This window comes from Psychrobacter sp. DAB_AL32B (assembly GCF_002224105.1).
GTDB lineage: Bacteria > Pseudomonadota > Gammaproteobacteria > Pseudomonadales > Moraxellaceae > Psychrobacter.
Map to the genome: position 1 here is coordinate 1 of NZ_NEXU01000164.1, position 400 is coordinate 400.

Consider the following 400-nt stretch of genomic DNA (forward strand, 5'->3'; position numbering starts at 1 on the left):
AAAAGCAAAAAAATCAGTCTGTTTTTGCTACTTTGGATGATAAGCAGTTAATCAATTATCCCGCCACTAGTCCTGAAAGAGCGGTTATTTACGTGGCCACTGATGTCAATTGTCCTTACTGCCGCCGTCTACATCAACAGCTACCGATGCTGAATGCCAAAGGCGTGACGGTAAAAACTATTGGCTATCCGATCTATGAAGAGTCGCCTAAGCAAATGCGCGGCATTTGGTGTCAAGGGAGCGAGGACGGTCGCCGTAAAGCTTTCGATAAAGCAATGTTACAAGGTAAGATGACTCCAGCAGCGGCAAGCTGTACTACCGATAATGTGACAGCTAACCGCGAAAAAGCTGCAGGGCTTGCGGTAATGGCGACGCCTGCCATTTATCGTGAAGATGGCGT

1 protein-coding gene is annotated in these 400 nt (G+C 47.5%); it reads left to right on the forward strand.

The annotated features are described in order from the left end of the window. Nucleotides 1–400 (forward strand): DsbC family protein (locus CAN34_RS13825; RefSeq protein ID WP_133063030.1); only part of this gene is annotated, 400 nt, incomplete at both ends.